Annotated in this window: 8 protein-coding genes; all 8 read right to left on the bottom strand. The window is 64.4% G+C overall.

What is annotated here, in order from left to right:
* Positions 1-3: 3 nt before the first annotated feature.
* Positions 4-951, bottom strand: a complete 948-nt coding sequence (locus ACCQ12_RS05725; protein WP_372383130.1) for a glycerophosphodiester phosphodiesterase family protein — start codon at positions 949-951, stop codon at positions 4-6.
* A gap of 188 nt (positions 952-1,139) precedes the next feature.
* Entirely contained in the window at positions 1,140-3,968 is a 2,829-nt protein-coding gene (locus tag ACCQ12_RS05720) for a TonB-dependent receptor (RefSeq protein ID WP_372383129.1), read from the bottom strand.
* Between the two features lie 449 nt (positions 3,969-4,417).
* On the bottom strand, positions 4,418-4,885 hold the full coding sequence (locus ACCQ12_RS05715; protein ID WP_372383128.1) for an REP-associated tyrosine transposase: 468 nt from the start codon (positions 4,883-4,885) through the stop codon (positions 4,418-4,420).
* Positions 4,886-5,037: 152 nt separating this feature from the next.
* A complete protein-coding gene (locus tag ACCQ12_RS05710) occupies positions 5,038-9,915 on the bottom strand; it encodes an alpha-2-macroglobulin family protein (RefSeq protein ID WP_372383562.1) in 4,878 nt (1,625 codons plus the stop codon).
* A gap of 1,171 nt (positions 9,916-11,086) precedes the next feature.
* Entirely contained in the window at positions 11,087-12,052 is a 966-nt protein-coding gene (locus tag ACCQ12_RS05705; protein ID WP_372383561.1) for a nucleoside hydrolase, read from the bottom strand.
* 107 nt (positions 12,053-12,159) lie between these two features.
* On the bottom strand, positions 12,160-14,376 hold the full coding sequence (locus ACCQ12_RS05700) for a TonB-dependent receptor (protein WP_372383127.1): 2,217 nt from the start codon (positions 14,374-14,376) through the stop codon (positions 12,160-12,162).
* Between the two features lie 474 nt (positions 14,377-14,850).
* Positions 14,851-16,050, bottom strand: a complete 1,200-nt coding sequence (prpF, locus tag ACCQ12_RS05695) for a 2-methylaconitate cis-trans isomerase PrpF (protein WP_372383126.1) — start codon at positions 16,048-16,050, stop codon at positions 14,851-14,853.
* 54 nt (positions 16,051-16,104) lie between these two features.
* The gene (gene acnD, locus ACCQ12_RS05690; protein WP_372383125.1) at positions 16,105-18,747 is read right to left on the bottom strand and encodes a Fe/S-dependent 2-methylisocitrate dehydratase AcnD; all 2,643 of its coding nucleotides are present in this window, start codon (positions 18,745-18,747) and stop codon (positions 16,105-16,107) included.
* Between the last annotated feature and the right edge of the window lie 11 nt (positions 18,748-18,758).

The following is an 18,758-nucleotide window of genomic DNA, read 5'->3' as shown; positions in this document are numbered from 1 at the left end:
CGCTCAGCGCTTTTCCAAGCTGGCGCGATAGCGCAACAAGGCTTCCGGTGCATCGGTCTGGATGATCGACACGCCATCGCTGTACATCCGGCCCCACACCTTGTCCGGGTCGCGCTCGGCATCGGCGTCGCCACCGTAGCCGGCGATGAAGCCTTCCCACAGCGAATTGACCATCAGCCGTACGTTGTGTGCCTTGCTCACCGCCACCAATGCCGGCAACTGCGCCGCAGCCATCTTGGGCAACTCAAACGCCATCGGACGCGCATTGCGGGTCTGCGCGGTGGCAATGGCGGCAAGGTCGGCATTGCCGTGCGCATTGATCAGGATCGGAAAGAAGTACACGGTGTCGAACGGCACCATCGCTGCCAGCGGTGGCGTGGCGATGCCCGCCTCGGCCTTGACGATCACCTGATGCTGCATGCCGGCGCGCGCGACCGCGTCGATCACTTGTACGTAGATCGCATCCTTGACGTCCAGGTTGAGCAGGATGTGCCCTTTGGCCTTGGCAAGCATCTGGTCGAGCGTGACCACGCGCTGGTCGGTGAGCGGTGCCTGTGCGCCACCTTCATCGCTGCGCAGGCGCAGTTTTTGCAGGTCGCTCAGCGTGAGCTCGGACAGCTTGCCGGTGCCGTCGGTGGTGCGGTCCACGGTGGCATCGTGCAGCATCACCAGCGTGCCATCGGCCGCGCGCCGCACATCGGTTTCCATCACATCGGCACCGATTGCGATGCAGCGCTCCAGTGCCGCAAGCGAGTTCTCCGGTGCTGTATCGGTGAAGCCGTGCTGTGGTGCGGCGGCATGACAACCGCGGTGCGCCACCACCACGATGCCGCCTTGCGGGTTGGCCAGGCGTGCCTGGATCGCGGCGACGCCCGCAGGCGCTGCGCTCGCTGTGGTGACCACGGCAGCGCACAGCAAGGCAGCGAGGATGGCAATGGAACGTGGTGTCATTCGAACAACTCCCAATCGGGTGACTTGCAAAACCAGTGTGCGGCGCAGATGCATTGCCGCGTGGCGTGCTCGACGCTGTAGATGCAGATACGGATGAAGTGTGTAGGTTGTAGTGATGCGCTTCTGGATGGCAGCACTCCGGCGGGATGGCACAGCTCTACAACGTTGCCAACGCAAACTGATCGCGCTTACAACGCCGGCGTAAACCGCAGACCCACCCAGTAGGTGGTGGGCACCGAATAACTGTCCTTGAGCAGGTTCTGCCCCGGGCCGGTCACGCTGGTGATGCGGCTGTGGGTGATGTTGCTGACCTGGCCGATCAGGCTCAATTGCTTGCTGACCGCATAGGTGGCAGTGAAATCCAGCTGCGAGCGCGGCGACCAGTACAGGTCCTGCCAATCGATATTGCTGACGATGGACCGCAATGCCTTGCCTTGCCGGTTGTAGGCCGCACGCAACTCCAGCCCGCCGGTGTTGTAGAACAGCGTGGCATTGGCGGTGTAGTCCGGCTGACCGACCAGATTGTCGAGTTTGCGCTCGCGCTGGGTCAGGCTGCTGCCGCTGCCAACACTGTAAGGCACATCCAGGCTGCCATCGAGCACCGCGACATTAGCGCTGAAACCGACACCGCTCAACCACGGCGCGATGGGCGCCAGCGTATTGACGATGCCGTTGAGCTCCACACCGCGGATACGCGCCTTGGCCGCATTGGCCGGCGTGCTGATCAACGCATTCGCGTAAGTGGTGCCATCGAAAGTGAAACTGTCGGTGCGCGAGAGCGTAAAGATCTCGTCCTGTATGCGCTTGTCGAACACGGCAGCGGACGCGAATGCATCGAAGTCGCCGGGCAGGCGCCATTCCAGCGACAGGTCCAGGTTATTGGACACACGCGGCTTGATGTCCGGGTTGCCGATGGTGACGGTGACGCCCTGCGCATTCGGGTTGCCGGCGTCAGCCGTGTTGACGAAGCCGATCGAGGTGCGCGCCGCATAGGCATCGTACGGTGGGCGGCCCAGCGTGCGGCTCGCACCGGCGCGCAGGTCCAGTGCGTCGGTCAGGTGATAGGTCATGACCGCCGACGGCAACAGGTAGTCGTAGTCCGCACTGGTTGGGTTATCGACATACACGTAGCGATTGCTTGCTGCATCCAGCTGCCTCTGGCGGCCGACCGTGTCGAGCTTGGTGCTGTCGAAATGCACGCCGGCCTGCACGTTGAAGCGGTCGCTGCGATAGCTGACCAGGCCGTAGCTGCCGAAGGTTTTTTCGGTATGGGTGAAGTTGTCCTGATTACTGAAAGCCTGTTGGTCGGTACTATTGAACGCGCTCAGCGGCGTGGCGGCCAACACGCGATTGGCCTTGTTCGGGTCGATGCTCAGCAGGTTCAAACCAGCGTAGCGCATCGGTGCCCTGCCGGTGCCGACCACATCGGCCAGGCCGAACGCGGGCGCCGTCGTGTTGGGCTGATACTCGACACGAAAGATGTCGTATGACGGCTTGTCGGTGGTGTACGACACGCCCGCCGCGAAGCCGACGCCCTGATCGCTTTCCCCTTGATTGAAGCCGTAATCGAGCCGGCCGGTGAGGATGCGATCGGCCGCGGTGCGCTTATAGTCCGGGCGCCAGTACGACAGGCTGTAGTTGTCGAGGGTGTTGTACGCCTGCGGCGATACCGCGAAGCGTTGATCGAAACCGGAGGTGTCGTAGTTGAACGCATAATTTGGCGTGGCATTGATGGTCACGCCACTGCCGGTCTGGCCCACCGGCACCGGCGCGGTGCGACTGATGCCGGTGGCGTACTTGATCATGCGGATCGGCTCGTCGTAGGTCGCATCCGACCACGCACCGCGCGCGGAAAACTGCTGCCGATCGGTGGGCCGCCAGATCGTGCCCAGCTGCGCGACCTTGGTGCGCGTGGTGACGATCTGGTTCGAGTAACCCACCTCGATGTCGCCACCCGGATAACTGCCGGAGGAGGCAGTCTGATCGAACACCTGGTTGCGGTTGCGCGGGTCGATGATGACCTCGTTGCGCTCCATGTCGTCCTTGAAATAGTAGTAGCCGGCCATCGCATACGCTTCGAGCGCGGCACTGGGTCGCATCTCGAACTTGCCGGTGACGCCGTAGCGGTCGCGCTGGTTTTGCACGTACCAATACTTGTCCTGCTGCGGCACTGCCCAGCCATTGCCGAGATTGGCGCCGGTCTGCAGCATGCCGTTGTTGTCGTAGAACCCGTAATGCACCGTGTCGGTGGTCATATGGGTTTCGGTATAGCTGCTGAGCGTCTGGTAGTTGGCCGACACCGTGAGCCCATATTGCTGCTCGCTGCCAAAGGTGCGGCTGCCGGTGGCATTCAACCGGTAGCCCAGCTCGTCCTGATCGCGTGGCTTGCCCACGTCGTTGGCGTGGCCAAGTGCGGCTTCGGCGCTGAAGAACGGCTTGCCGCCGTTTTCGAATGCGCTGCGGGTCTTGAGGTTGATTGCACCGCCGGTGGCATTGGGATCCAGGTCGGGGGTGAACGTCTTGACCACCTGCAACTCGCTGACCATCGAGGCGGGCACCAAATCCAGACGCACGCCGCGGGTGATCGAACCGAGCGTCCCGTTCGGCGTACCGGGCGAGGCGATGGTGAGCCCGTCGATGGTGACGTTGTTGTACGACGGCCCCAGGCCACGCAATACCGGCGTGGCGGCTTCATCGCGCGGATGCTCGTTGTCGGTGGCCGGTAACACCGACAAGCCAGGCACGCGGCGCAACGCTTCGACGATGGTGCTGTCGGGCAAGGCGCGTACGTCCGTGGCGCTGATCACATCGGTGATGTTGGTCGCCGCACGCTTGCTCTCCACCGCCGCCGCATTGGCGCGGCGCACACCGGTGACCTGCATTGCATCGAGGGTTTGTACGCCTGATGCGGTGGTGGGCGGTCTGTCGGTGTTGGTTGCATCGTCTTGTATCGATGACGACGATGCAGGGTCTCTGGAATCTGCAGAGGCATCGGCTGACACCGAAGAACCTTGCATTGCGGTCGCAATCCCCGCGCCGGACGTGGTTGCCTCGCCATTATCGGTTGTCGCTGTAACTGCACTCGCCGATGCGCTCGTGGCCGTGGCCATCGCCGCAGAAGACGTCTGAGACGGGGCGTCGACTGCAATCGCCGCGCGCTCGTTGGCGGATGCCTGCGAGGCAGGCGAACAGGCCGCGATGGCCACGGCGAGAACGGACAGGTGTACACGGTACGAGTCGGAGTGCTGCATGGAATCCCGTAAGTCGCGCAGCAATCACGCCGCGCCGATGAGAAAGCACGCCACCGTAGCCCGTAAAAATGACCCTTGCGTGTCGCGCGCATCGCATCAAGAAGACAGTGCGCAGTGACGTCGCTTGCTGCGAAGCGGCGTTTTTACTGGCGTAGGAGCGCGCTCGCGCGCGATGAGGTTTTCCCGGCGATGCCCAATTGCGCGCGGGCGCGCTCCTACGGCAACCAGATTGCGTCCCAAAATGGGTAATCACCGACCCGTTCAACCATTCCGGCGCGCAGCGGATTGGCGATAAGGTAGCGAGCCACGATGCGCAGATCGTCGTCCTTGCGCAAGGCGCGGTCGTGGTAGGCGCGCGCCCAAACCGCGCTGGGCAATTCCCGTTGCCTGTTGACCGCACGCGTACTTGCTGCCTTCATGCATGACACAGTACGCGCCAGTGGCGTGACATCTCCCAACTGCAACAGCCAGTGGACATGGTCCGGCATCAGCACCCAAGCAAGCAACGTGGCATCTTCGGGTAGCGCGGCGATGGACGCACGGCAAGCCAACGCAGCCAGCTGAAAATCGTGGAACACACGTCGCCGCTGACAGGTTGTAACGGTGAGTAGATAGCAGCAATTTTCAAGCGAGCGTCGGCCACGACGAAGCGCGCGATGTCCTGCGGAAGTAGAGCTGATCATCGATGCATGCTGCTCCACCTAAGCAAGCGCTTGAATGGGAGTCGCACGCCCGCGTCGGTGAGAAAACTCCCGAACGTAGGAGCGCGCTTGCGCGCGATGGGGCATCCTTGGGAAAGCCTCATCGCGCGCGAGCGCGCTCCTACCTTTTTGCCCTACGGCTGCACCACCGTCATCGTGGCCGGCGTGCTGCGGCCCACGCCACGCAGCTCGGGGCGGTACATGTCTTCCACCAGCGATGGCGGCACCGTGTACGTACCCGGCGAGACTGCGCGCACCAGGTAGTACACCTGCGCCTTGCTGCCCGAGGACAGCGCCAGCGCGGCCACATAGCGGTCGTCGCGGAACTCTTCGTGCTTGACGTCGGCGGCGCTGGAACGCTCGCTGATGCCGATGCCGTCCACCACCACGTCAGCCCATTGTTTGGCATCGCCGAGATTGAAATTCTCGATCTCCAGCCCGGCCGGCAACAGGTCGGTGAGCAAGGCGTCGGGCATGTTGCTGTTGGCGGTGATGGTGACGCGCACGATCAACGCCTCGCCTTCCTTCAAGGCCTGCGGTGTCCACGGCTTGCCGTCGGTGGTGTACCAGCTGCGCTCCACGCTGAGATGGCGCGTGTCCGGCTCCGGTGCGCTGCGCGGGATGCCGGCCACTTCCAGGCTGGCATACATCGGGGCTTCGCCCTGCGGTACGAACTGCACCCCACGCGCCAGCGCGGCGCTGTCGAAGCTGCGCCCGAACAAACGTGCAGGGGCGATCTGCTGTGCATCGCCGCCGACCGTCAGCGTGCCGGACACCTGCTTGCCCTGCCCCACCATCAGCGCCTTGCCCAGGCGCGCCAGGGCGACCTGTTCCTGCGTGCTCAGCCACAGCCAGCCGGTGGCGCGACGTGCATCCAGTGCGCGCCCGAGTGCCACCGCACGGGTGTCGTACTCGGGCTTGGACAAGCCACGCTCGTGCAGCAACGCCATCATCAACGCATCGTCGCGGATCGCGCTGCCGTAATCGCCGAAATACGGCGGCCGCTCGCTGCTGTCCTTGGCAAAGCCGGCCTTGATCGCCGCATCGCCGCGCTTGGTGTCGCCCTGCAGCGACAACGCCACACCCAGATGCACCAGCGACAGGCCGGTCAGCGCCTTGTCGCGCTGGTTGTCGTACAGCGCGCGCAAGGTGCCCAGCGGGGCGCGATTGACGCGCGCCAGGACATAGCCCGACCAGGCTTGATTGGCGAACTTCAGGTTGTCGCGGCGGTCCTGCCCATAGAACTCGTTGCCGCCGGACAACAGGTCTTCGCTCAAACGATTGAGCGCCTTCTGCAGCACGTTGTCGGGCACCGCAAAGCCGGCGTCCTTGGCATCGAGCAGGAACTCGGCGATGTACGGCGTCAGCCCCGGGTTGACGTAGCCATCGTCGCCCCACATCGAAAAATGTCCGCTGGCGATCTGCATCGACGCCAGCCGGCCGAACGCGCCTTCCATGCGCTCGCGGCGCTTGGCCGCTTCCAGCCCCTTGGTCCCCAGCGCCCTGGCGGTGGCATCGTCGAGCAACAGCGCCGCGTAGCCCTTGCTGGTGGTCTGCTCGGCGCAGCCGTACGGGTACTCCAACGCGCCTTGCAGGGCGCTGGCGAACGGAATCGGCGGCAGCGGGCTGACCACCATGCGCGCGGTCACCGAGCCGGCCATCAGGCCATCGGCAAAGCTCCTGTCCAGGGTGATCGGCGCCAGCGGGTCGAGCACACGGGTCTGCGTACGCAATACCTGCGGCCAGCCGGCGCGTACCGGCAGCTCGTAGCTGCGGTCGGCCTTGAAGCCATTGCCATCCACGCGCACGCGCACCTTGGCCACGCTGTAGCCTTCGGTGGCGCTCAGCGGAAAGCTCAGCGTCTGCTTGGCGTCCACACCCAGCTTGACGCTGCGTGCCGCCTCCGCGATGGCGAGCGGGCCAATGCCTTCCACACGCACGTTGAACTCGCCCGGTTTGCCGGTGAAATTCTGCACATCCAGCGTCACCGTGCTGCGGTCGCCCGGGGCCATCACGCGCGGCATGCTGGCCTCGGCCAGGATCGGCGCGCGCACGATGGTTTCCATGTCGCGGTTGCCGTAACGCGTGTCCGAGTACACCAATGCCGACACCCGCAAGGTGCCGTTGAAATCCGGCACCGGCAGTTGCACCCGCGCGTTGCCCTTGGCATCGAGTGTCACCGAGCCGGAGAACAGGTCCACGGTCTGCACGCGCGCGGTCGGGCGCTTGGCCTGCGGCAAGGCTTCCAGTGCCATGTCGCCGCCGAACTTGAGCTTGCCGCTGGCGCCTTCGAAGCTTTCGATCACCCGCCCGTAGATGTCATAGGCATCGGTGCCCAGGCGGCGCTGCGCGAAGAACTGCGCGTTGGCGTCGGGCACCGGGAAACGGGTGATGTTGAGGATGCCTACGTCCACTGCCGAAATGGTCACGTGCGCGGCCTTGCCGGCCAGCTCGGGCACGCTCACCGTCACCGGCAGGGGTTGCTCGGGGCGCATCTGCTTGGGTGCGGACAAGCCCACCGCCACACGCCGTGCCTTGCGGTCCATCGGCACATGCGCAACGCCCACCGCACGCGCGGGGGTGATCTTGCTCGGCGCGGTGCCGCCGCGGAACACCAGCGCGGTGACATAGACGTCGTGCCGCTCCCAGGCTTCCGTGACCGGGAGTTCAAACGTGCTGCCCGGCTTGACGTCGATGTCCTGTACGTACAGCAGCTTGTCACTTTCCACCAGCAGCACGCCCTTGCCGGCATGTGGCGGGGTCAGCGTCACCTTGAGCGTGTCGCCGGCGCGGTAGCCGGTCTTGTCCAGCGCCAGCTTGACCTTGTCCGGGCGCGCGTCCAGGCCGCGGTTTTCGTCGTTCCAGCTCCAGCCGGCACGGAACGGGTAACGCGTGGTCAGCCCACTCGCCGGGTCGAACACATCCAGGCGGTATTCGCCCCACTCCACCGGGAAATCGATCTTGGCATTGGCGCTGCCCACGTCCAGCGTGCGCGTGTCCTTGTTCTCGAAGCGGCGGGTGAAGTCGTAATCCCAATGGTTGTCGGTGTAGTTCCAGTGGTAGTCGCGCAGCTCGCGCACCAGGGTGACCTTCAGGCCCTTGGCCGGCTGCGGCTTGCCATCGGCATCCACGCGGGTGATTTCAAAACGCGCATTGCTGTTGGCGTCGGCACCATCGGCGTCGTCGAACAAGGGGCGCACGCCGACCAACGCCTTGGCCGGCCACAGCACCCGCTTGAGCGTGCGGGTGACGGTGCGCCCGCCGGTTTCATACACGCTGCCGGAGACCACTGCCGCAATCGTGCTGACCGGCTTGGCCTCGGCCGGCAACGCGATGTCTTCGCGCAGGATGCCGTCGCTGCCGAACTCGGTATCGATCACGTCCTTGGCTTCGCGCGGCAGCTCCAGCGTCGGGTCGCCGAAGAACCAGCCCGGCAACGATTCGAGCGGATGCTGCTCCACACTGACCGCCAGCTTGGCGGTGAAGCGGTTGCCATCGGCCGGCGCGCCGTACAAGTACGCGGCATTGGCCACCAGCTTGAACGGCTGCCCGGCGCCCAAGGTCTTTTGGGTGCTGTCCAGGTCCAGCTTCATGCGCTCGGGCAGGAACTCTTCCACACGCACGGTCATGCCCTGCACGGCGTCCTTGCTGGCCGGGTCGGTGCGGAATTCCACCTGCCAGCGGCCGGTCGGCGCATCGGCCGGAATCTGCTGGGTGAACTCGAAATAGCCCTGCTCGCCGGGCTGCAGTTTGGTCTCGCGGAACGTCTTGCCGTCCGGTTGCTTCAGACGCAGGAACACCGGCTGCGGCTTGGTGGGCTTGCCGTCGTTGTCGCGCAGGATCGCCGAGACCCGCATGGTCTCACCGGGGCGATACAGGTCGCGACCTGCCCAGGCAAACACATCGAACCACGCGCTCTGGCGCCCGGCCACCGCAAATTCGCTCAGATCCAATGCCGGCTGATTGAATGGCAGCAACGACACATCGGTCTTGCTGCGCGCGGTCAGCACATGGCCGGCGTCGAGCGTGTAGTTGAGCAGTGCGTTGCCGTTACCGTCGGTCGCACCTTTCAGGAACAGCTCGCCCTTGGCATCGAGGATGCGCAGTTCCACGTTCTTGATCGGCTCGCCGCTCTGCAACGAGGCGGTGTGCACGAACAGCTTGTCCTTGTAGGCGCGCGCGTGCAGGCCGATGTCGCTGACGGTGAAAAACGCGGTATCGAATTCGTTTTCGAAACTGCCGGCACGCTTCATCACCGCGAAGTACAGGCCCGGCTCCTGCAGCTCCTTGATGTCCTGCGTGGGCAGGTAGGTCAGCACACGCTCGTTCTGCTTGCCGCCCAAAATAAAACGGTTGACGTAGACCGGGTCGGCCAGCTTGGACAGCGGCTCGTTGCCGCTGTACTCGCTTTCCAGATCCCAGCTGCCGCGACGACCGCCGCGCTGGAACTGCTGGAAGAACGCCGGCAGCGATTTCTCGCGCACGCGCAAGAACTCGACATCCACTTCCGGCACGTTGACCGACACCACCGGCAGACCGCGGCTTTCGCGCGCCGGCAACACGCTGCCTTGCGAAGCGAACCCGGCCACAGGCTTGAGTTCGCCGGTGTAGACCTTCTGCTTGAGCGGCTTGCCCAGGCGGCTGCCGTCGGCGGCCAGCAAATTGGCGTCGACCAGCACCGTGTAGTCCTTGGCGGCCTCCACGTACGGGTAGCGCAGCGTCTTGCCGTCTTCGGACAGCGACCAGCTGCTGTCGCCGGTACCAACCTTTTCTTCGAAGCGCACCAGAGCATCGAAATCCTGGGTGCCCACCAACGGCCGCGAGAATTCCAGCGCCAGCGACAGACCATCGCTGGTCTGGTCGGGATAGGCACGCGCCAGCGCGAAGCCGGTAATGGCCTGCTTGTCAGCCTTGATCGCCTCGCCGCTGGCGGCAGGCAACTGGCCGCTTTCGTTGCGCTTGCAGGCCACCGCGCCAATCGCCACCGTGAGCAGTACCACCCACAGCAACATACGCCGCGTGCCCGACGCCCTCATCCCTGATTCCCGGCTGTCCATTCGTGCTATCCCATGACTGAGACGACCAGTATAGCGACGCACCCCACCCGCACGCGCTGCGCGGCAGCATAGGCATACCCCCCTTGGCGCTGCGCGCCATGCGACTTGCAGTGGCCTCGGGTAAGGACTCCTGGCGCCTGTTGGATCGGCTGCGCGCAGGCAAGCTGAAGACTGGATGTGCCTGTGCTGGGCTGGCGGGGATGTCCTCAACAGCCCCTCATCCGCCCTTCGGGCACCTTCTCCCGCCCACGGGAGAAGGAGTGCCAGGGCTGGATGGACTAGGTCTCGGCCGCCAGCGTGATGCTTGGCACCGCGCGTTGGGTCGCCGTACGCACGCAAGCGACGTACATACCTGTTCGTCGGCTCGCCTGCCTCGTACCCGCGGAAGCTGTTTCAACACTTGAGCGGTGCCGGCAGCACCAAAAAGCTTGTCGATCTCCCCTCTCCCGCTGATGGGAAAGGTGCCCGAGGGATGGATGAGGGACGGCTCACACCATTACGAATCGCTCGCCAGCCGTGCCATCAACACCATGAAGCTCAAGCCGTTCCTCCTCCCGTCAACGGGAGAAGGTGCCCGAAGGGCGGACGAGGGACGGTTCACGCCGTTACGAACGCTCACACCAGCCGTGCCACCAACGCCATGAAGCACAAAACGTTCCTTCTCCCGTAGACGGGAGAAGGTGCCCGAAGGGCGGATGAGGGGCGGTTCACACCATTACGAACGCTCACACCAGCCGTGCCACCAACGCCATGAAGCACAAAACGTTCCTTCTCCCGTCAACGGGAGAAGGTGCCCGAAGGGCGGATGAGGGGCGGTTCACGCCATTACGAACGCTCACACCAGCTGTGCCAGCAACACCATGAAGCTCAAGACGTTTCTTCTCCCGTCGACGGGAGAAGGTGCCCGAAGGGCGGATGAGGGACGGCTCACGCCATTACGAACGCTCACACCAGCTGTGCCAGCAACACCACGAAGCGCAAGCCGTTCCTTCTCCCGTCAACGGGAGAAGGTGCCCGAAGGGCGGATGAGGGGCGGTACACGCCGCTGCCCCAGACCAATGACCCGGCGTAGGACCAACAGCACCAACTACCCAAGCGCCTTGCTGGCAACGCCACGGCACGCGTCTCAGCGCAGCAGCTGGCGCATGTACAACGCAATGAACGTCGGCTTGTCCAGACGCAGGCACGCCCGCACGTTCGGTATGCCTGGCCCTTCGCGGGTATAGCCCTGTGCATCGACATCCAGATGCAGCGGCGTGGTCGGGCATAGCGCCGGGCTCAGCAGCCAGGCGACCGGTACCGCATCGAACACCGTCGGTGTGGCATTGGCCCAGGGCTGGTCGGTATTGCGCCACTGATAGTACAGCTGGGTGAGCGCATCGGTGAGTCCATCGCCATGCGCGAACAAGGCGATACGCTCGGGTTCTTCCAGCGTGATCTGCGTAGCGTCCAGCGGCAGCAACACGATCGGCACGCCGGCCGCGAACACGCGTTGCGCCGCCGGCACATCGGAGAGGATGTTGTACTCCGGCGCCGGTGCGCTGGCCGGCCGATAGGCAGACTTGCCGTAACCCACCCGCACCGAGCCGCCCATCGCCACGATGCGCTTGAGCTTGGCAAAGCCGGCCGGGTCGCGCTGCTGCGCCAACGCCGCATCGGTCATCGGCCCCAGCACCAGCAAGGTGACCTCGCCCGGGTGCCGGCGCGCCTGCTGCAGGATCATGGCCGCCGCATCCGGCAGCTTGCCGGGCAACTGTTCCTTGGCGGCCCAGCGTGCCTGGCTGAAGGCAATGGTGCTGGTCGTGCGTGCCCCCACCGCCAATGGAATCTCGCTGCGCCCGGCCTGCCGCAACAAGCGCTGCAACAGCTGCGCACGCAACGTGGTGTCGCCCCATGCCGATGCGATACCCAGTACCTGCAACTGCGGGCTGCGCAACAGCAGCCCCAGCGCAAACGCATCGTCGATGTCGTCGCCGATATCGGTGGAGACCACCAGCAGCTCGCTGGCCGTGGGCGATTGCGCGGCCTGCGCTGTCGTCACCGCAGCCGCCTGTGCCTGCGCCACGGCAGCCGCACACCACAGCCCCGCAATCAACCACGCATCTCGAATGATCCGCCGCATGCATCAACTCCTGCTGCCATAAAAAAAACCGCCGGCTTGTTGGCCGGCGGTTCGATAGTGCTACACCACGACGCCGATCAGAAGTTGGCGCGGAACTGCGCGCCCACGATGCGCGGGTCGTTGATGAAGCCGGTGAGGTTGTTGAAGTCGATCGCACCGGTCACGCGGATCTGGTTGGTGCAGTTGCGGCAGAACACCGACAACTCGTACGCACCCGCGCCCCAGTTGTAACCGATCTTGGCGCCGCCCTCGACCAGCGGCTGGCCGGTGAACTCACGCGAGTCGTACAGGAAGAAGTTCACTTCGCTGCGGTAGGACCAGTCGGTGTAGAAAAACAGCTCGCCGTCGTTGCCCATCGGGATGCCGTAACGCAGCGTCGCGTTGGCCATCCACTTGGCCGCCTGCGGCAGGTCGTTGCCGTCGATCAGCGCGCGGCCGGCCGCATTGAGCGGGTCGGTCACGGTGCAGGTGCGGCACACGCCCACCGACAGGCTCGGGTCGTCGATGCGGGTCCAGTTGTAGGCGCCGCCAGCGGTGACGCGCAGGTTCTGGGTGATCAACGCTTCGAAGTCGAACTCGGCACCGCGCGCCTTGGTCTTGTCGGCATTGAGCAGGCGCACGTCGTTGGATTCGCCGCCCACTGCGGTGAGCTGCTGGTTCTTAACCCGGAAATCGTAGATGTCGAAGCTCAGGCGCGCACGGTTGTCGAACAGATCCGACTTGATGCCAATCTCGAACGAATCCACCGTCTCCGGCTCGGCCACGGTCAGCGGCGCGGTGCCCGAGGGCACGCCGAAGCTGGCGCCACGGAAACCGCGCGCCGCACGGGCGTACACGTTGACGTCGTCGTTGATGGAGAACGTCGCGGCCAGATCGCCGGTGACCTTGGAGTTGTCGGTCTCGCCGCTGGACGGCTCGACCAGGGTGACGCGGTCCAGCGCCAGCACGTCGAAGGTCTTCTTGTCGTAGGTGTAGCGGATGCCGGCGCGCAGGTTCAACCGGTCGGTGGCCGCGTAGTTCAACGAGCCGAATGCCGCCCATGAGGTATTGCGCTGGCGGGTCAGCTGGTAGCTGGCCAGGTCGCCGCCGCTGAAGGTGTTGTAGGTGTAGTTTTCGCCTTCCACATCGTCGTGGAAGTAGTACAGGCCGGCCTGCCAGTTGAGCGGGCCCTCGTACTGCGATTCGGCGCGCACTTCCTGGCTGTACTGGTCCAGGCTCTTGATGCCGCCGGCGGTTTCCACCGGGAACGGAATCACGCCCGGGCCGGACGGCGGTGCGAACACCGCGCCGAAGCCGCCGTCGATATCGCCACGGCTGTAGTACTTGCCGATGCCTTCGTACGCGGTGATCGAGTGCAGCGCGATATCGCCCAGGTCCCAGGTCAGGTTGGCGCTGCCGCCATAGGTCTGCAGTTCCTGGGTGTTGGCGCCGTCGATGAAGGATTTTTCTTCGTCGAAGCCATCCACCAGCTGATTGGTGCCGGGCTGGATGATGTTGGCGCGGAACAGCCGCGCGGTGCCGTCCAGATGGCGTGCATGCGCGTTGAACAACGCGCTGAAATCGTCGCTGGCCTGGTACAGCAGCTGCAGACGCACGGCCGAGTCGGTATAGCCTTCCAGATCGCGGCCGTCGCGGTTTTCCACCCAATCGTCGCGGCGCTGGCCCAAGGTGGACAGACGCGCCGCCCAATGGTCGCCCATCGCGATGCTCAGGCCGCTTTCCAGGGTCATGGTGCCGTAGGTGCCGTACGACAGGCTGGCGTAGCCGTCATTGGCGCCGATGGTCGGCTTGACCGAATTGAACTTGACCACGCCGGCCGGCGTATTGCGGCCGAACAGCGTGCCCTGCGGGCCACGCAGCACTTCCAGGCCTTCCAGATCGAAGATCGGGAAGCCCTTCAAAAACGCGTTTTCCTGCACCACTTCGTCATAGATCAGCGACACCGGCTGCGACGCGTAGGTGTTGAAGTCGGTGTTGCCGTAGCCGCGGATATACACGCGCGGGAACACACGGCCGTTGGACGATTCGATGTTGAGGCTCGGCGCCTTGCCGGCCAGCACGCGGATGTCCGAGCCGCTGGTGGAAATGGCATCGAGAAATTCCGGGCGCAGCACGCTGGCGGAAACCGGCACATCCTTGGAGTCTTCCGAGCGACGCTCGACCGTGACCTTGACCGCATCCAGACGCACGACACCGTCGTCGCTGGGCGCCTGCTGTGCAGCAGCGTGAAACGGAAGAAGCGAAACGACGGCAACGGCAAGCGCGCTGATCTTGAGCGACCGGCTGGCTGACATGGGAAGCACTCCAAATTCTGGTGGCGGGGCGGCCTGGCCTGCATGCCGCGGTGCAACAGAATTAACACGATTTACACAAATATGGCAGAGCCCGTACGAAAAAGTTTCCATAATTCGCACGGGCGTTCTAATTAATGCAACACGGGCGTGCAATTTGTGCGTCGGAGCCCTGTCAGTCTCAAAAGCGGTCCGTGGCCGGCAACTGCCAACTTCGGCATTCACATGGTCGGCTACACAAGTCGCGACCCAGGCGCATCGCTAAGAGCTGGCCTGGCGTGACAAGACGTCAGGGACGCGCCCCTGCACCAGCACCTTACCGATTCGCAAGCGCACCCGCCGCGCCATCGCGACACTCGACCCGGACGGCGCACCGAAGCCCTGGACATGACAACTACGGCGCAAACCTACGCAGCCGCGTTGTCCATCCCGAACATGCGCACCTGCCGCAAGCACACCACCCGTGCCAGCTTCTGCTCACTCGCCTTCGGCGATGCCGCCGGGCACCCGCACCCAACCCTCCATCAGCACGCGCGCACTGCGGCTCATCAGCGCCTTGGTCACCTGCCACTGCCCATCGACCTGTGTTGCCTCGGCGCCCACGCGCAAGGTGCCGGACGGATGCCCGAAGCGCACCGCCGAGCGGGCCGCGCCGCCGGCCGCCAGGTTGACCAAGGTGCCCGGCACCGCCGCAGCGGTACCAATCGCCACCGCTGCGGTGCCCATCATCGCGTGGTGCAATTTGCCCATCGACATCGCACGCACCAGCAGATCGATCTCGGCCGCGTGCACCGGCTTGCCGCTGGAGGCGGTGTAGTCGGCCGGCGGCGCCACAAAGGCCACCTTGGGCGTGTGTTGCCGCGTCGCGGCGTCTTCCACCTTCGCAATCAAACCCATCCGCACCGCGCCATGCGCGCGCAAGGTTTCGAACATGATCAAGGCGCGTGGGTCGCCATTGATGGCCTCCTGCAACTCAGTGCCGGTGTAGCCCAGATCGCGCGCGTTGACGAAGATGGTCGGAATGCCGGCATTGATCAGCGTGGCATCCAGCGTGCCCAGCCCGGGAATCTCCAATCGATCGATGAGATTGCCCGTGGGGAACATCGCCCCACCCTCGCCTTCGGCGTCATCGGCCGGGTCGAGAAATTCCAGCTGCACCTCGGCCGCCGGAAAGGTCACCCCATCCAGTTCGAAGTCGCCGGTTTCCTGCACCAGCCCATCGGTCATCGGCACATGCGCCACGATCGTCTTGCCGATATTGGCCTGCCAGATCCTTACCATGGCCATGCCATCGCGCGGCACGCGTGTGGCATCGATCAATCCGCTGGCAATCGCAAACGGCCCCACCGCCGCAGAAAGATTACCGCAGTTGCCACTCCAGTCCACGAACGCGCTATCGATGGACACCTGCCCGAACAGATAGTCCACATCGTGCCCGGCACGCGTACTGGCAGAGACGATCACACTCTTGCTGGTGCTCGAGGTCGCCCCGCCCATGCCATCGATCTGCTTGGCATACGGATCCGGGCTGCCGATCACCCGCAGCAACAGCGCATCACGTGCAGCGCCCGGCTGCTGCGCGGCCACGGGCAGATCCTGCAAACGGAAAAACACGCCCTTGCTGGTGCCGCCACGCATGTAGGTAGCGGGGATACGGAGTTGGGGGAAATGGGTCATGGGAGGCCAGGATTAGGGATTAAAGCGGCAGTGCGATGGCAGCAGCCAGTGACGTTAGTGCGCTTGCGGTGCAGATCTCGCTTTCAACGAATCCCGATTCCCGACTCCCGATTCCCGGCTCTCCAGAAAATCCTGCGCAAACCGTTGCAGCACACCACCGGCTTCGTAGATCGAGACTTCCTCTGCAGTGTCCAGGCGGCACGTGACCGGCACCTGCAACTGCTCGCCGTTGCGCCGGTGGATCGAGAGTGTCAGCGTGGCCCCCGGCGTGCGCTGTCCGGTCACATCGAAGGTTTCGCTACCATCGATGCCAAGTGTCTTGCGATCGGTGCCCGGCTTGAACTCCAGCGGTAGCACGCCCATGCCGATCAGGTTGGTGCGGTGGATCCGTTCGAAGCCTTCGGCCACGATCACCTCCACACCGGCCAGACGCACGCCCTTGGCTGCCCAGTCGCGCGAGGAGCCCTGCCCGTAATCGGCACCGGCAACGATGATCAACGGCTGCTTGCGGGTCATGTAGGTTTCGATGGCCTCCCACATGCGCATGACCTGCCCTTCCGGCTCCAGCCGCGCCAGCGAGCCTGCGGTGACCTGCCCATCGATCACGGCCATTTCGTTGATCAATTTGGGATTGGCGAAGGTGGCGCGCTGCGCGGTGAGATGGTCGCCGCGATGGGTGGCGTATGAATTGAAATCCTCCTCGGGCACGCCCATGTGCGCGAGGTACTCGCCAGCCGCACTGCCGGCCTGGATCGCATTGGACGGCGACAGATGATCGGTGGTGATGTTGTCGCCGAGCACGGCTAGCGGCCGCATGCCGTGCAGGCTGCGCGCCCCTGCCAATGCGCCCTCCCAGTACGGCGGGCGGCGAATGTAGGTGCTGGTCGGGCGCCAGTCGTACAACGGGCTCACGCTGATGCCCTGCCCACTGCTGCGCTGAAACATCGGGTCGTACACGCGACGGAAGTGCTCAGGCTTGACGCTGCGCGCCACCACCGCGTCGATCTCCGCATCGCTCGGCCACAGATCCTTGAGCGTTACCGACACGCCATCGGCATCGATGCCCAGCACGTCCTTTTCGATATCGAAGCGCACGGTTCCGGCGATTGCATAGGCGATCACCAACGGCGGCGAGGCGAGAAACGCCTGCTTGGCATACGGGTGGATGCGCCCGTCGAAATTGCGGTTGCCCGACAGCACCGCAGTGGCATACAGATCGCGGTCGATGATTTCCTGCTGGATGGTTGGGTCGAGCGCACCGCTCATGCCATTGCAGGTGGTGCAGGCGAACGCCACGATGCCGAAGCCCAGCTGTTCCAGTTCGCTCAATAAACCGGCTTCTTCCAGGTACAGCTGCACTGCCTTGGAACCCGGCGCCAGCGAACTCTTCACCCACGGCTTGCGGGTCAAGCCACGCGCGTTGGCATTGCGTGCCAGCAGACCGGCCGCGATGACGTTGCGCGGGTTGGAAGTGTTGGTGCACGAGGTGATTGCCGCAATGATCACCGCGCCATCGGGCATCTGCCCCGGCACTTCGTCCCAGGCGCCGGCAATGCCGCGCGCAGCCAGCTCGCTGGTGGCCACGCGCTTGTGCGGGTTAGAGGGCCCGGCCATGTTGCGCACCACGCTGGACAGATCGAACTGCAGCACGCGCTCATACTGTGCGGTGGCCAGATCGTCGGCCCACAGCCCGGTATGGCGTGCATAGTTCTCCACCAATGCCACCTGCGCGTCGTCGCGCCCGGTGAGCCGCAGGTAGTCGATGGTCTGCTGATCGATGTAGAACATCGCCGCGGTCGCGCCGAATTCCGGCGTCATGTTGGAAATGGTGGCGCGGTCGCCGATGGTCAGCGCACTGGCGCCTGCACCATAGAATTCGAGATAGGCGCCCACCACGCGTTGCTGGCGCAGGAATTCGGTCAAGGCCAGCACGATATCGGTGGCAGTCATTCCCGGTGCCGGACGCCCGGTAAGTTCCACGCCGATGATGTCCGGCAGGCGCATCCACGAGGCGCGTCCCAACATCACGTTTTCTGCCTCCAGGCCGCCCACGCCCACTGCGATGACGCCCAACGCATCCACATGCGGAGTGTGGCTATCGGTGCCCACGCAGGTATCCGGAAACGCCACGCCGTCCAGCGTGTAGATCACCGGCGACATCTTCTCCAGGTTGATCTGATGCATGATCCCGTTGCCCGGCGGAATCACTTCCATGTTCTCGAACGCGCGCTTGGTCCATTCGATGAAATGGAAGCGGTCGGCATTGCGACGGTCTTCCACGCCGCGGTTCTTGACAAAGGCCTGCCTGTCGAAGCCGGCGTATTCCACCGCCAGCGAGTGATCGACGATCAGCTGCACCGGCACCACCGGATTGACCTGCGCCGGATCGCCGCCCTGCTCGGCAATCGCATCACGCAGTCCGGCAAGATCCACCAAGGCGGTCTGGCCCAGGATGTCGTGGCAGACCACGCGCGCCGGAAACCACGGGAAATCCAGCTCGCGCTTGCGCTCGATCAGTTGGCGCAGATACGCCTCCAGCATCTGCGGCTCGGCGCGCCGCACCAGATTTTCCGCGTGCACGCGTGCGGTGTACGGCAAGCCTGCATATGCACCGGGCTGCAACGCATCCACGGCGGCTCGTGCATCGAAGTAATCCATCGCGGTGCCCGGCAAGGGCTTGCGGTACTGGCTATTCATGGCTGGCGATA

Source organism: Xanthomonas sp. NCPPB 1068, assembly GCF_041479385.2.
In the GTDB taxonomy this organism is placed as follows: Bacteria; Pseudomonadota; Gammaproteobacteria; order Xanthomonadales; family Xanthomonadaceae; genus Xanthomonas; species Xanthomonas cannabis.
The sequence above is the reverse complement of the archived record's forward strand: the minus strand, read 5'-3'. Positions and strand labels throughout refer to the sequence as shown.

Coding starts and splice junctions, on each gene's coding strand:
- acnD (WP_372383125.1), bottom strand. CDS start 18,747: ATGAATAGCCAGTACCGCAAGCCCTTGCCGGGCACCGCGATGGATTAC.
- ACCQ12_RS05700 (WP_372383127.1), bottom strand. CDS start 14,376: ATGTCAGCCAGCCGGTCGCTCAAGATCAGCGCGCTTGCCGTTGCCGTC.
- ACCQ12_RS05720 (WP_372383129.1), bottom strand. CDS start 3,968: ATGCAAGGTTCTTCGGTGTCAGCCGATGCCTCTGCAGATTCCAGAGAC.
- prpF (WP_372383126.1), bottom strand. CDS start 16,050: ATGACCCATTTCCCCCAACTCCGTATCCCCGCTACCTACATGCGTGGC.
- ACCQ12_RS05715 (WP_372383128.1), bottom strand. CDS start 4,885: ATGATCAGCTCTACTTCCGCAGGACATCGCGCGCTTCGTCGTGGCCGA.
- ACCQ12_RS05710 (WP_372383562.1), bottom strand. CDS start 9,915: ATGTTGCTGTGGGTGGTACTGCTCACGGTGGCGATTGGCGCGGTGGCC.
- ACCQ12_RS05725 (WP_372383130.1), bottom strand. CDS start 951: ATGACACCACGTTCCATTGCCATCCTCGCTGCCTTGCTGTGCGCTGCC.